General features: G+C 74.0%; 1 protein-coding gene. It reads left to right on the forward strand.

Annotation, left to right across the window (positions count from 1 at the left end):
• Positions 1-169 precede the first annotated feature (169 nt).
• On the forward strand, positions 170-1,713 hold a 1,544-nt coding region (locus AB0C17_RS03725), incomplete at its 3' end, for a sugar ABC transporter ATP-binding protein (protein ID WP_357476472.1).

A 1,713-nucleotide genomic window follows, 5' to 3' on the forward strand; every position in this document is an offset into this window, starting at 1 on the left:
GTGAGCCGGTGTTGCGAGCCCCGCAGTCGCGAACGGGGGCGGGCTCGGTGAGCGCGAGGAGTGAGCCGGTGTTGCGAGCCCCGCAGTCGCGAACGGGGGCGGGCTCGGTGAGCGCGAGGAGTGAGCCGGTGTTGCGAGCCCCGCAGTCGCGAACGAAGGGCGAAGCAGCGTGAGCGCGAGGAAGGCGGGCGCGGGCGCCGTCGCGGGCGAGGTGGTGCTGCGCCTCACCGACGTGGTCAAGACGTTCCCGGGGGTACGCGCGCTCGACGGCGTGCGACTGGAGGTGCGGGCGGGCGAGGTGCACTGCCTGCTGGGGCAGAACGGTGCCGGTAAGTCCACACTGATCAAGGTGCTGGCCGGGGTGCACCGGCCGGACTCGGGCGAGGTGCTCTGGCGGGGCGAGCCGGCCTCGTTCGCCGATCCACAGGCCGCCATGCGCGCCGGCATCGCCACCATCTACCAGGAACTCGATCTGGTCGACGACCTGTCGGTGGCGGAGAACGCGTTCCTCGGTCACGAGCCGCGCCGGTTCGGGTTCGTCCGGCGGGGGCACACGGCCCGGCATACCCGGCAGATCCTGGCCCGCCTCGGCCACCCGGAGATCCCGCCGGGACGGCTGGTGCGGCACCTGCCCGGCGCCGGCAAGCAGATCGTCAGCATGGCCCGGGCGCTGTCCCACGAGGCCCGGCTGATCATCATGGACGAGCCGAGCGCCGTGCTGGCCCACGACGAGGTGGCGAACCTGTTCCGGATCATCCGCGAACTCACCGCGCAGGGCATCGCGGTCGTCTACATCTCGCACCGGCTGGAGGAGATCCGCGAGATCGGCGACCGGGTCACCGTACTCAAGGACGGCCGGACCACGGCGGCGAGCCTGCCGGCCCGCGAGACACCGACCCGCGACCTGGTCGCCCGGATGACCGGGCGGACCATCGAGTACGTCTTCCCGAAGCGCCCGCCCGGCCACGGGGGCGGCGCGGAGCTGTTGCGGGTGGACGGGCTGACCCGGCCCGGCGAGTTCGCCGACGTCTCGCTCCGGGTCCGGGCGGGAGAGATCGTCGGCATCGCCGGGCTGGTCGGTTCGGGCCGCTCGGAGTTGCTGGAGACCATCTTCGGCGCGCGCCGGGCGCACGCCGGGACGGTCCGGGTCGACGGCCGGGTGCTGCGTCCCGGCAGTGTGGGCGCGGCGGTACGGGCCGGGATGGGCATGGCGCCGGAGGAGCGCAAGAGCCAGGCGCTGCTGCTGGGCGAGCCGGTCTACCGCAACGTCACGCTCGCCACGTTCGGCAGGTACGCCCGCCTCGGCTTCACGGACGCCGCCCGGGAGCGCGCCGAGGCGGACCGCGTCGCCGCGTCGCTGGAGCTGCGGCCCCGGGACGTACGCCGGCCGGTGCGCACGCTGTCCGGCGGCAACCAGCAGAAGGTCGTGGTCGGGCGGTGGCTGCTCGGCGGCACCCGGCTGCTGCTGCTCGACGAGCCGACCCGGGGCGTGGACGTGGGCGCCCGCGCCGAGCTGTACCAGGTGATCCGCGATCTGGCCGCCCGTGGTGTGGGGGTGCTGCTGGTCTCCAGCGAGGTCCCCGAGGTGCTGGGCCTGGCCGACCGGGTGCTGGTGATGCGGGAGGGCCGGGTGGTCCGTGAGGCCCCGGCCGGCGAACTGGACGAGAACACAGTGCTCGACCTCGTCATGGCGGGGTCCCTCATGGAAGGCGC

It is taken from the genome of Micromonospora sp. NPDC048887 (assembly GCF_040649715.1).
Taxonomy (GTDB): Bacteria; Actinomycetota; Actinomycetes; order Mycobacteriales; family Micromonosporaceae; genus Micromonospora.